The organism is Rhodoferax sp. P1_F3 (assembly GCF_056405715.1).
The window spans coordinates 1-12,975 of sequence record NZ_JBFUBO010000004.1; the positions used below are offsets into that span (position 1 = coordinate 1).

At 59.2% G+C, this 12,975-nt stretch carries 9 protein-coding genes; 2 read left to right on the forward strand and 7 right to left on the reverse strand.

Translation table 11 applies throughout. From position 1 onward, the window contains the following. Positions 1–5,022, forward strand: a 5,022-nt coding sequence (locus tag AC1DZ5_RS07760) for a beta strand repeat-containing protein (RefSeq protein WP_477887746.1), incomplete at its 5' end; no start/stop codon positions are given. Positions 5,023–5,115: 93 nt separating this feature from the next. Here AC1DZ5_RS07760 and AC1DZ5_RS07765 read toward each other — a convergent pair. The 6 genes from AC1DZ5_RS07765 to AC1DZ5_RS07790 form a co-directional block, all read right to left on the reverse strand. Continuing rightward, complete coding sequence (locus tag AC1DZ5_RS07765) at positions 5,116–6,744, reverse strand: ABC transporter substrate-binding protein (RefSeq protein WP_310339467.1); 1,629 nt, start codon at positions 6,742–6,744, stop codon at positions 5,116–5,118. Between the two features lie 30 nt (positions 6,745–6,774). Beyond that, positions 6,775–7,782, reverse strand: a complete 1,008-nt coding sequence (locus AC1DZ5_RS07770) for a dipeptide ABC transporter ATP-binding protein (RefSeq protein ID WP_477887748.1) — start codon at positions 7,780–7,782, stop codon at positions 6,775–6,777. Then, positions 7,779–8,756: an ABC transporter ATP-binding protein gene (locus AC1DZ5_RS07775; protein ID WP_477887750.1), complete on the reverse strand. Its 978-nt coding sequence runs from the start codon at positions 8,754–8,756 to the stop codon at positions 7,779–7,781. Before AC1DZ5_RS07775 ends, AC1DZ5_RS07770 begins: the two co-directional genes overlap by 4 nt. Before the next feature lie 21 nt (positions 8,757–8,777). After that, on the reverse strand, positions 8,778–9,677 hold the full coding sequence (locus AC1DZ5_RS07780; protein WP_477887752.1) for an ABC transporter permease subunit: 900 nt from the start codon (positions 9,675–9,677) through the stop codon (positions 8,778–8,780). Then, positions 9,677–10,687 (reverse strand): ABC transporter permease subunit, encoded by a 1,011-nt coding sequence (locus AC1DZ5_RS07785; protein WP_477887754.1) that lies wholly within the window; start codon positions 10,685–10,687, stop codon positions 9,677–9,679. The genes AC1DZ5_RS07780 and AC1DZ5_RS07785 overlap by 1 nt, the downstream gene beginning before the upstream one ends. A gap of 173 nt (positions 10,688–10,860) precedes the next feature. Next, the gene (locus AC1DZ5_RS07790; RefSeq protein WP_310339459.1) at positions 10,861–11,295 is read right to left on the reverse strand and encodes an SWIB/MDM2 domain-containing protein; all 435 of its coding nucleotides are present in this window, start codon (positions 11,293–11,295) and stop codon (positions 10,861–10,863) included. A gap of 177 nt (positions 11,296–11,472) precedes the next feature. Here AC1DZ5_RS07790 and rraA point away from each other — a divergent pair, with 177 nt between their 5' ends. Beyond that, entirely contained in the window at positions 11,473–11,994 is a 522-nt protein-coding gene (gene rraA, locus AC1DZ5_RS07795) for a ribonuclease E activity regulator RraA (RefSeq protein WP_477887757.1), read from the forward strand. Here the strand turns inward: rraA and AC1DZ5_RS07800 are convergent. Further along, positions 11,978–12,943: a DMT family transporter gene (locus AC1DZ5_RS07800; RefSeq protein ID WP_477887759.1), complete on the reverse strand. Its 966-nt coding sequence runs from the start codon at positions 12,941–12,943 to the stop codon at positions 11,978–11,980. The two genes, rraA and AC1DZ5_RS07800, sit on opposite strands and share 17 nt — an antisense overlap. Between the last annotated feature and the right edge of the window lie 32 nt (positions 12,944–12,975).

Sequence of the window (12,975 nt, forward strand, 5' to 3'; positions counted from 1 at the left end):
TGGGTCGCAGGGGATGACGGCTGGCTGGCGCTGGATATTGACGGCAATGGCCTGATTGATTCCGGCCGTGAACTCTTTGGTGCCGACACCGTACTCTCTGGCACCCCAGGTGTGGATGCCGCGTACGCCACCACCGGCTTTGAAGCCCTCAAAGCCCTGGACAGCAATGGCGACAACGTCTTCAATGCCGCAGACACAGCCTTTGGCCAAGTACGCATCTGGCAAGACACTAATCAGGACGGGGTGAGCCAAGGCAACGAACTCTTCACCCTGGCGCAAAAGAACATCGCCAGCATCAGCCTGAACGCGAGCACCACCACGCAGAACCTGGGTAATGGCAACGTGGTCAGTGGCACCGCCACCGTCACCCGCACCAATGGCACCACAACCCTGGCCGAAACCGTGGGCGTGGCCGCAGACACGACTGCGGCCAACCTGCAATTGGGCTCCAACCCGTTTTACCGGGATTTCACCGACACGGTTGTGCTGAGCACACAGGCACAAGGCTTGCCGGACATGCACGGCAGTGGCTGGGTGCGGGATTTGAGAGAGGCGATGAGCCTGGGCGATGCATATAGCACTGCCTTGGCCAACAAGGTGGCAGAGTTTGCGCAGGCCACCACCAAAGAAGCGCAGATGGCGCTGCTGGATGACGTCATTGGTATGTGGTCTGCCACTAATTTTGTATGGCCGGGCGTCGGGTATGCAAACTTTGTCAGCATCAATGGTCCGTTCTATGTCGTAGCGGGTGATGCCGCAACCAGCGAAAAACTCCAGGCCTGTATACCCGTCCTGGAAGTATTCAACGGCATGAGCGTGACCGATGCGGGCATGCAGGCGCCAGTGGGCACAACCTACAACGTGCTGGCCAACCAAGCCACCATCTTGTTGCATGCGTATGAGTCCTTGCGGCAGTCGGTGTACAGCGCGCTGGTGGTGCAGACGCGGTTGAAGCCGTACCTGGATGCCGTGGGTTTGGTGATTGACGAAGCCGGAGTTCGCTTTGATACGGCGCCCGCAGAGGCGCTGGTTTTGAACCGTGCTGCTGCCGATGGCTACAACACGGTTCTCGATCTGGTGGAGCTAAAGCGCTATGCAACGGCATCCGTATCTTCGGTGGGGTGGGATGTCTATCAGACGATGGAACATCTGCTGGAGACCACCACGATCACTACGGAAATGCAAACCTTGCTGACGTCGGAGCGGATTGTTTCGCTGGGTGCTACCGGTACAAACTACACCGTGACCAATACGGCTGGGCAAATTGTCCTGGCCAATGATTTGGCAAATGTCTTGGTGGGTGGTGGTGGTACAGACGTGTTGCATGGAGGGGCGGGCAACGACACGTTGACGTCGGTGGGGGCGGGTGACACGCTGGACGGCGGGGATGGTGATGACGTTCTGAACGTCAGCGGCGAGCTGTACGGTGCTGGCACGACCTACATTGGCGGCAAGGGCAACGACACGATGACGGGTACCTTGGCGGCTGACACCTACGTCTTCAACGTGGGAGACGGGGCGGACACCATCGCGGATGACGGCGTTGGCTACAACGGCACTGACGTGATCAAGTTCGGAGCAGGAGTTCTGCCTACGGACGTGACACCGGTGCGCTCTGGGTTGGACCTGATTCTTAACGTGGGTACGGGGGGAGACCAGATCACCATCAAGAACTGGTTCAACGATGCCTCCAAGCGCAACCAGATTGARCAGATYCAGTTTGCGGACARCACCACCTGGACCAATGCGCAGGTTAGTGCCCGTGCGTTGGAAGTGTTCGGTACAGCGGGCAATGACACGATGACGGGTATTGCTAATTTTGCAGACGTGATGCACGGAGGCGCGGGTAACGACACGTTGACAGCGGTAGGCAATGGAGACACCCTGGACGGCGGAGATGGCGATGACGTTCTGAACGTCAGCGGCGAGCTGTACGGTGCTGGCACGACCTACATCGGAGGCCAGGGCAACGACACGATGACGGGCACCTTGGCGGCTGACACCTACGTCTTCAACCTGGGCGATGGGCAAGACACCATCGTGGACAACGGTGTTGGCTACAACAGCACTGACGTGATCAAGTTTGGAGCGGGCATCTTGCCCACGGACGTGACACCGTTGCGCTCGGGGTTGGACTTGGTCTTCCATCTTGCTGGTGGCACAGATCAAATCACGGTGAAGCGCTGGTTTGCTGAGGACACGAGATACCAGCTAGAACAAATTCAATTTATCGATGGAACCATCTGGACCAATGCGCAGGTCAACACCYGGGCGCTGGAAGTGTTCGGCACCGCAGGTGCCGACAGTCTGAGTGGCGTCAACGCCTTTGCAGACGTACTGCACGCAGGGGCGGGCAACGACACGTTGACGTCGGTGGGGGCGGGTGACACGCTGGACGGCGGGGATGGCGATGACGTTCTGAACGTCAGCGGCGAGCTGTACGGTGCTGGCACGACCTACATCGGAGGCAAGGGCAACGACACGATGACGGGTACCTTGGCGGCTGACACCTACGTCTTCAACCTGGGCGATGGGCAGGACACCATCAGCGACAACAGTGCGGGCTACACCAACACCGATGTGATCAAGTTCGGAGCGGGCATCTTGCCCACGGACGTGACTCCGGTGCGCTCTGGGGTGGACCTGGTCTTCAAGGTCGGCACGGTGGGTGACCAGATTACGGTCAAAAACTGGTTTGTGAATGGCAACGGTTACCAGCAGATTGAGCAAGTGCAATTCTTCGACGGCACGGTCTGGGATTCCGCCCGTGTCGCTGCCGGACTGCTTACGGATCTTGTGGGGACTACCGCAGCAGAGACTCTTACGGGTACTGCCAATTCCGACTACATAAAGGGCCTGGATGGAAACGATACCTTGATTGGACTGGCAGGCCACGATCGCCTGGATGGCGGCCAGGGCAACGACACCATGACTGGTGGTGTAGGTGATGACGCTTACTACGTTGATGCGGCTGGGGATGTTGTTATCGAAAACGCTAATGAAGGGGCGGACTCGGTTTACTCCACCATTACTTACACACTGGGCGCAAACCTGGAAAACCTGTCGTTGATTGGCACTGCTTCCATCAATGGCACGGGCAATGCAACCAACAACACCATGATTGGCAATCTCTCTGCCAACACACTGAATGGTGGCGCTGGCTCCGATATTTTGGTTGGCGGCGCCGGCAACGACACATATATCGTAGATGTCGTTTCGGACATAGTCGTAGAGAACCTCAATGAAGGCACGGACACAGTGCAGTCATCTGTGACTTGGACACTAGGCAACAACTTGGAGAACCTCACATTGACAGGCTCTTCCGCTATCAACGGTAGCGGGAATAACCTGGATAACTATTTGTATGGCAACAGTGCCGCAAACGTGCTCACCGGTGGTGCCGGAAACGACGTTCTTAACGGTGGAGGCGCAGCAGACACCATGATCGGTGGTACTGGAAACGATATTTATATTGTGGAGAACGCAGGAGATGTTGTAGCCGAGGCGGCTAACGAGGGCGCGGATCAGGTGCAATCCAGCATCTCTTATACCCTGACTTCCAACGTGGAAAACCTGGCTTTGACGGGGGCTGCGGCTATCAATGGCAATGGCAACATATTGAGCAATACGCTGGTCGGCAATGCCGAAAACAACATCCTGACCGGGGACGCCGCAGGTGAAGCTGGCGCTGCAGAGTTGGTGAACACTCTGGTGGTCTATGCCAAAGGCAGTGTGTATGCCGGTGGCTGGCCCACTATGGAAATCTGGATTGAAGGCGTCAAAGTGCAGACCTTCACCGTCAACACCACAGACTACCTGGCCTACACCATCACGGCCCCGCTTGGCATGTTGGCCAAGAACATCGACGTGGTGTTTGGCAACGATGCGGCCGGAGGCGGTGAGGACAGAAACCTGTACCTCAGCCAGATCGTGCTGAACGGCCGCACCATCGTTGCAACAGGGTCCAACGCCATTGCGGACTACGGCGTCGGTGCCGCTGCCCGAGATTGGCTCAATACCTCGCTGTGGTTTGGCTCGATCAACTCCAACGGCGCTGCCAGGTTTGGCGTCAACGGCAATGACAAACTGGACGGAGGGGCCGGTGCCGACACCCTGATTGGAGGCTTTGGCAACGACCAATATGTGGTGGACAACGTGTCGGATGTGGTGCAGGAGGCCGCAGACGGTGGTTTTGATACCGTGCAGGCGTTGGTGACCTACACACTGGCCAACAATGTGGAAGACCTTCAACTGGCCGGTTCATCCGCCATTGATGGGTATGGAAACGCAGGGGCCAACACCTTGCGCGGCAATGCAGCGGACAACCGCCTGGATGGTGGAGCAGGGGCAGACGTACTGGTGGGAGGTGCCGGCAACGACACCTACATTGTCGACAACGTGGGGGACCTGCTGTACGAAGTGGCCAACGCCGGGACGGATACGGTGCAGTCCAGTGTGAGCTACACCTTGGTCGCGGAGATTGAAAACCTCACGCTGACAGGCAGCACGGCGATCAACGGAACGGGCAATGCTTCAGCCAACATCATCACGGGGAATAGTGCTGCCAATACCTTGAGCGGTGCTGCGGGTAATGACACGCTCGACGGCGCGGCAGGTGCGGATATCTTGATTGGAGGCACAGGTAACGACACCTATCTCATGGGTCGAGGTTATGAGTTTGACACCGTGCAAGAGAACGATGCAACGGCCGGCAACACCGACGTGATGCAGTTCCTGAGTGGAATCGCGACTGATCAGCTGTGGTTCAGCAAAGTCTCCAACAACCTGGAGGTCAGCATCATTGGGACCACGGATAAGGCAACGCTGACCAACTGGTATCTGGGTAACCAGTACCACGTGGAGCAGTTCAAGACCAGCGACGGGCATGTTCTGCTGGATAGTCAGGTGCAGAACCTGGTGGATGCGATGGCGTCCTTCTCTCCACCTGCTGCGGGGCAAACAACTTTGCCGGCCAATTACGCGACCAACCTTAGCCCAGTGATTGCGGCCAACTGGCAGTAAGCGATAAGGCCATTGCTGCCTTTGCTGGGAATTACGCAGGCAGAAAAAGGGCCGGTGAAAACCGGCCCTTGGGACTAGCAGCGTGAGTGGGGTTTACTTGATGTCCACACCGTAGAAGGTGTGCCGAGCAAAGGGGCTCAACTTGTAATCCAGCACTTCTTTGCGCACGGGAGCCAACTGCACCGCGTGGGCAATGGTGAACCAGGGCGCTTGTTCCTTGAAAATCACCTGGGCTTTTTCGTACAGCTTGGTGCGCTCAGCGGGGTTGGACACCACCTTGGCTTTTTGCACCAAGTCTTCAAACGGCTGGTAGCAGAACTTGGCCACGTTGGAGCCATTGCTCTTGGCCGAAGCGCAGCCCAACAGGGTGTTCAAGAAGTTGTCGGGGTCACCGTTGTCGCCCGTCCAACCCAACATGCCCATTTGGTGCTCGCCGTTTTGCATGCGCTTGCGGTACTCGCCCCATTCAAAGCTCTTGATCTCTGCAGTCACGCCCACCTTGGCCAGGTCGGCTTGCATCAACTCGGCAATGCGCTTGGCATTGGGGTTGTAAGGGCGCTGCACGGGCATGGCCCACAGGTCGGTGGTGAAGCCGTTGGGGTATCCCGCCGCGGCCAGCAACTTCTTCGCTTCGGCAGGGTTGAAGGCGTCGTCCTTCAGGGCCTTGTTGTAAGACCACTGGCCTGGAGGAATCGGATTGGTTGCAGCCACACCGGTGCTCAGGTACACGGCGGAGACGATGGCCTTTTTGTCGATTGCCATGTTGATGGCTTTGCGCACGCGCACATCGTCAAACGGCTTCTTGGTCGTGTTGTAGGCCAGGTAGCCAATGTTCAGGCCGGGTTGCTCCATCACCGTGACATTGGTGTCCTTGCGCATGGCGTCCAAGTCGGCCGGGTTGGGGTAGGGCATCACATGGCATTCGCCCTTTTGCAGCTTGGCCCAACGCACGGAAGCATCTGGCGTGATAGAAAAAATCAGGTCATCGATCTTGGCCTTGCCCGCCCAGTACTGAGGGAACGCCTTGAAGCGGATCAGCGCATCCTTTTGGTATTGCACTACCTGGAAGGGGCCGGTGCCCAGTGGGTCCTGGTCGATCTTCTCGGGGGTGCCTGCCTTCAGCATGGCAATCGCATATTCCTTGGACTGCACGCCAGCAAACTGCATGGCCAAGTTGGCCAAGAAGGGGGCTTCAGGGTTGTTCAGCGTGATCTTGACGGTGTACTCGTCCACTTTGTCCACAGACTTCAGGAGTTTGGGCATGCCCATATCGCCAAAGTACGCATGGTTGGGGCTGGTGACCTTGAAGTAGGGATCGTTCTCCTTCCACTGGCGTTCAATCATGAACATCACGTCGTCGGCATTGAAGTCACGGCTTGGCTGGAAGTTTTTGTTCGACTGCCATTTCACACCCTTGCGGAGCTTGAACGTGTACTCCAGGCCATCTTTGGAGATGGTCCAGCTTTCAGCCAGAGCGGGGCCGACTTTGGTGCCGCCACGCTCAAAGTGCACCAGATTGTCGTAAATCTGTTCCGTCACATCGAACGAGGTGCCGGTGGTGTTGACGCCTGGGTAGAAGTTCTCAGGACTACCTTCTGAGCAGTACACCAAGGTTTTGGCTGCGACCGGCGCGAGTGCCAGAGCAGCGGGCAACGCCAATGCGCACAGCAGCGCACTTTTGGTGCGGCGTGTCGCGACGGCTTTCTTTGGGTTCAGGTTCATGGAAGTTACTCCTCTGGGGGTTAATGCTGCCTATGCAGCGAGTTGGCTAAGGGTTAGCGCTTCATGACAAGCAACTAGCCTGCCATCCAGCGTTTGCAGTTCCGGACGCTCGCTGTGGCAGCGCGCGTTGGCATGCGGGCAGCGTGTGGAAAACACGCAGCCTGCAGGTGGGTTCAGTGGGGAAGGCAGTTCGCCCTTGAGCACGATGCGCTGGCTGGCCGCGCCCCGCGCGTGCATGCCGGGTGTGGAGGCCATGAGGGCGCGGGTATAGGGGTGCAGCGGGCGCTCAAACAACGTGGTTTTGTCGCCTTGCTCCACCACCTGGCCAAGGTACATCACCAACACGTCGTGGGCAATGTGGCGCACCACACCCAGGTCGTGCGAGATGAACAGGTAGGCCAGGCCCAGCTCGCTTTGCAGGTCGGCTAGCAGGTTCAGAACCTGGGCCTGGATAGACACATCCAGCGCTGACACCGGTTCATCGGCCACCACCAGCGCGGGGTCCAGCATCAACGCACGCGCAATCGCGATGCGTTGGCGCTGACCGCCCGAGAACATATGAGGGTAGCGGTCGTAATGCTCAGGCCGCAGGCCTACTTTGGCCAGCATGGCGCGGGCTTTTTCTTGTCGCTGGGTGGCGGTCATTGCTGTGTTGATTTCCAGCGGACCTTCCAGAATCTGGCCAATGCGTTTGCGCGGGTTCAGGGAGCCATAGGGGTTCTGGAACACCAATTGCACTTTTTGGCGCAGCAGCTTTTTCTGCGCGGCATCGGCTTGGGCCGTGTCCACACCGGCTAGCATCAGTTGCCCCTCGGTGGGCGATTCGATCAGCGACACCATGCGGGCTAGCGTGGACTTGCCACAGCCCGACTCGCCCACCACGGCGAGGGTGTGGCCTGGCTGCACCGAGAAGGAGACTCCGGCTACAGCCTGCAGATGGTCGGGCGCACGCAGAAAACCGCGACGAATGGTGTAAACCTGCCGCAGGCCCTGTGCCTGCACGACAGGCGCCACGGGAGGCATAGTGGGCGCGCTCATGCAGCCACCTGTTCGGCATCTAGGGCAAAGTGGCAGCGCACCTGGCCGCCCGGCCAGGGAGTCAAGGCGGGGCGCTGGTCGCAGGCTCCTTCGCGCGAATGGCGGCAACGTGGCATGAACAGGCAACCATTGGGGCGGTCATGCAGGCCAGGCACCATGCCGGGAATCGTGTTCAAACGGCTCTGGTGCACGCTGCGCTCGGGCATAGCGGCCAGCAGCGCCTCGGTGTAAGGGTGGGCTGGCGCGGCAAACAGTGCGTCGGCACTGCGCTCTTCCATCACCTGGCCGGCATACATCACGGCCACGCGCTGCGCCATGTCGGACACCACACCCATGTTGTGGGTGATCAGCACCAGGCCCATGCCGCGGTCTTTTTGCAGCGTCTTGAGCAGGTCCAAAATTTGCGCCTGGATCGTCACGTCCAGCGCGGTGGTGGGCTCATCCGCAATCAGCAGCTTGGGGTTGCAGGCAATCGCCATGGCAATCATCACGCGCTGGCTCATGCCGCCTGAGAGCTGGTGTGGGTAGACCTTGAGCCGACTCTCGGGAGCCGGAATGCCGACCTGTTCGAGCAGCTCGATGGAGCGCTTGTGGGCGGCCTTGCGGTCCATGCCCAGATGCAGCTTCAGCGTTTCGGCCAGCTGGTAGCCCACGGTGAAACAGGGGTTCAGGCTGGTGGTGGGGTCCTGAAAAATCATGGCCATGTCTTTGCCGGTGAAGCGGCGGCGTTCACGGTCACTCAGGCCCAGCAGGTCGTGGCCATCAAAACGCAGCGTCTTGGCCTGTACGCGGCCCGGAAAAGCCACCAGGCCCATGAGCGCCATCATGGTGACGCTTTTGCCAGAACCGGACTCACCCACCACACCCAACACTTCTCCAGCCTCGAGTGTGAGGCTGACATCCTGTACCGCATGCATCACGCCGTTGTGCGACGGGAACTCGACGGACAGGTTTTCAATTTCAAGCAATGCCATAGGCGTTGTTCTCTTTTCGGCTTAACGTTTGAGTTTGGGGTCTAGCGCATCGCGCAGTCCATCCCCAAGCAAGTTGAACGCCAGCACCGTGATCAAAATGGCCATGCCGGGAAGAGTGACGACCCACCAGGCGCGCAGCACGAATTCGCGTGCATCGGCCAGCATGGTGCCCCACTCGGGGGAGGGGGGCTGCGCACCCAGGCCCAGAAAGCCCAGTGCGGCCGCATCCAGAATGGCGGTGGAAATGCCCATGGAGGCTTGCACAATCAGCGGGGCGGTGCAGTTGGGCAGTACCTCGCTGAACATCAGGCGCAGGTGGCTGGCGCCGGTCATGCGCGCAGCTGTCACGTAGTCGCGCGAGGTTTCGGCGATCACGGCGGCGCGCGTGATGCGCACATAGTGCGGCAGCACCACAATGGCCACCGCCAGCATGGCATTCACCAGGCCAGGCCCGAGGATCGCCACGATCACGATGGCCAGCAGCAGGCTGGGCAGCGTGAGGATGATGTCCATGGCCCGCATGATGGCGATTTCCAGCAGGCCCTTGAAGTAACCTGCAACCAGGCCCAACACGGTGCCGACGATCACCGAAATGGACACCACGGCAATGCCGATGACCAGGGAGAGGCGGGCACCATACATGAGGCGAGAGAGAATGTCGCGCCCGATAGCGTCGGTCCCCAGCAGGTGGGCAGAGGAACCGCCATCTTGCCAAGCCGGGGGCTTCAGAAAGGCCGCGTTGTTGGTCAGGTCCGGCGCGTAGGGTGCCAGCCAGGGGGCAAACAGTGCCATCAGCAGCACGAAGGTCACGATGGCGAGCCCTGCCATGGCGCCCTTGTTGACTCTGAAGTAGCGCCAGAACTCTTGCAACGGTGGGGCGGGTTGCAACGCCACCGGCGTATGAATAGCGGTAGTAGTCATTACTTTTGGTGGCGAATGCGGGGGTTGATGATGCCGTAGGTGATGTCCACCAACAGGTTCACGGTCATGACGACCACACCAAGCAGCAGCATGCCGCCCTGCAGCACAGGATAGTCACGCCGGCTGATGGCTTCAATCAGCCATTTGCCCACACCGGGCCAGGAAAAAATCGTTTCGGTGAGGATGGCGCCAGTGAATAATTGGCCAACCTGCAGCCCGATGACCGTGATGACGGGAATCAGGGCATTGCGAAGGGCGTGCACCGCCACTACGCGCAGGCCAGTCAGCCCCTTGGCTTTGGCGGTACGGATGTAGTCTTCACCCATCACCTCAAGCATGGCCGAGCGTGTCATGCGCGCAATGACCGCAAGCGGGATGGTGCCCAGCACGATGGTGGGCAGGATCAGGTGTGACAGCGCCGACAGAAAGGCCCCCTTGTCGTTGGAGAGCAGGCTGTCTATCAGCAAGAAGCCCGTGGTGGGCTCAATAAAGTACTGCACGCTGATCCGGCCCGACACGGGCGTCAAGTCCAGCTGCACAGAGAACAGCAGGATCAGCAACAAGCCCCACCAGAAGACGGGCATGGAATAGCCCGCCAGCGACACGCCCATGACACCATGGTCCAGGATGGAGTTGCGTTTGACCGCCGCCAAAATCCCGGCTGGAACACCTATGAGTAAAGCGAAGAGGATGGCGCAGGTTGCCAGTTCGATGGTGGCAGGAAACAAGGTTGCAAATTCGGTGAGCACACGCTCTTGCGTGATGATCGATTTGCCCAGATCCCCCTTGAGCACCTTGCCGATGTAGATGCCGTATTGCACCATTACGGGCTGATCCAGGCCATATTCCTTGAGGAGTACCGCGTGGCGCGTGGCATCAATGCCGCGCTCGCCCGCCAAGGTTTCAATAGGGTCGCCTGGAACCAGGCGGATCAGAAAGAAAGCGAGCAGAGTCATCCCAAAGAACGTGGGAATGACGAGGCTCAATCGGGTAAGTAGGAAGCGCAGCATGAAGGGGCGAATTCTAGGCGTGCACTGCAGTGCAGAGTGTTGATCCGGGCCAATAACGACTAGTGAGTTTCCCTTATGAGGTTGGTTACCAGTCGCCGAAGTGACTAGCAATGCTGATGCCAACAAAAAAAGGCCGGGGGTTAGCCGGCCTTTTAGCGCTTTGCAAGTGTGACTTACTTGAGGTGCTTGCCGATCAGGCCAGCCAACTCAAACATAGTGACCTGGGCTTTGCCGAAGATTTCCTTCAGCTTGGCGTCGGCGTTGATGTTGCGCTTGTTCACTGCGTCTTGCAGCTTGTTCTTCTTGATGTACGTCCACAGCTTGCTCACCACTTCAGTGCGGGGCAGAGCCGCAGCGCCCACCACGGCAGCCAATGCGGCGCTGGGGGTCAGTGCCTTCATGAATGCGGCGTTCACGGTGCGCTTTTTGGCGGGGGCCTTCTTGGCTGCAACCTTTTTAGCGGGAGCAGCTTTCTTGGCGGGAGCCGCCTTCTTTGCTGGAGCAGCTTTCACAGCGACTTTCTTCGCTGGTGCTGCTGCTTTCTTTGCAGGAGCCGCTTTCTTTGCGGGTGCGGCTTTTTTTGCCGGTGCTTTTTTCGCAGTTGCCATGATTGATTGTCCTTCTAGAAGATTGATTAATCACCAGCAAAAAACTGCTTCTTCACTGGTAACCCGGATGCTAATGGCAAAAAAGCGCGTTTCCAAGGGAGAAACTGCAATTTTCATTGGGGAATGTTGTTTTTTCCATTGGAGAATAGCCCGCAACACTGAAAAGGAGTGCCCTTGATGCCCCAGCCATTTACAACCTGTGACCTTTGCGATGCCCACAAGGGCGACACTTCGGGTGCCTTTCGGGTGCTGCCACCGGTGTTTCGCGACTTTGGCCAGGTGCTGAAGTTTGCGGGCCCCGTGGTCACGGTGAAGTGTTTTGAGGACAACACGCTGGTGAAAGCCGCAGTGGATTCGCAGGGTTGGGTGGACACACCTGATGGCCGCGTGGCCCAGGTGTTGGTCATAGATGGCGGTGGTTCGTTGCGCAAAGCCCTGCTGGGCGGCAACCTGGGTGCGGCCGCGGCGCGCAATGGCTGGGCCGGTGTGGTGATCGACGGCTGCGTGCGCGACACTGCCGAACTGGCCACGCAGGCCGTGGGCATCCGCGCGCTGGCGCCCGTGCCACTGCCCACCGAGAAACGCAACCAGGGCCAGGCCAATGTGGCGGTCCAGCTGCAGGGGGTGTGGGTGCGGCCGGGTGATTGGCTTTATGCCGACGAGGACGGCATCGTGGTGTCGGCTACGCCGCTGGTGTAGTCACCGCAGCGCGCGAGGGCAGGGTGGCCAGCACCACGCCCAGGAGTGCAATGCCAAACGCCAGCAGTTGCATGCCACCCAGACTTTCACCCAGCACCAGCACGCCGACCAAGGCGGCCGAGATGGGCAGCATGACCGTGAAGACACCGGCGCGGGCTGCGGGCACGGTCTTCAGGCCCGTCATCCACAGCCAGACGGTCCAGACGCTGGCGGCTAGCGCATAGAAGACCAGCAGCACCCAGGAGCCTGTGGCCACCGACGCAAAGTTGAAGCGCCATGCCATGTACAGGCCCATGGGCGTCATCAGGGCAAAGCCCCAGAGGTTGATCAATGCGGTGATGCGCTTGGGCGATAAGGCGCCCGTGAGTTTTTTGCCGATCACGGCGTAGGCGGCTTCGCATAGCACGGCGCCAAACACCAGCAGGTTGCCCAACAGCACTTGCTCGTGTGCCAAATCGCCTTCTGGCCCCGATGAACTGTGCGCGGATAGCTCTCCTTTTGATAGCGCCAGCAAACCGATTCCCAGCGCACTGCAGGCCACGGCGGCCCAGGTGCGCAGGCCGATGCGCTCTTTCAGGAACGCCCAGCTCATGAGTGCTACCACGGCAGGAATGGACGCCATGATCACACCGGCAGACACCGCCGTGGTCATGCTCACGCCAAACAGCATGCAAATGGAAAACAAGAAGTTGCCGAGCAGAGACTCCAGAAACACCAGCTTGCGTGTCGCGGGCGTCATGGGCAGTTCAGATGCCGGGCGCTTGAGCCAGTGCACCATCGCCAGCCCGCCAATGCCGAAGCGCAACCAGGCCAATAGAAAAACGGGGAGGGCTGCGACCAACGGCTTGGACAGTGCCACGTAGCTACCGACCAGCGCCATGCTAAGCGCCAGAAAACTGTAGGCGATCCAGCGTGGCGGATGGGCGAGGACAGCGGGCGTATGGGTCATACAGTGGGGCGCAGGGTGAGAAACAAGCGCAC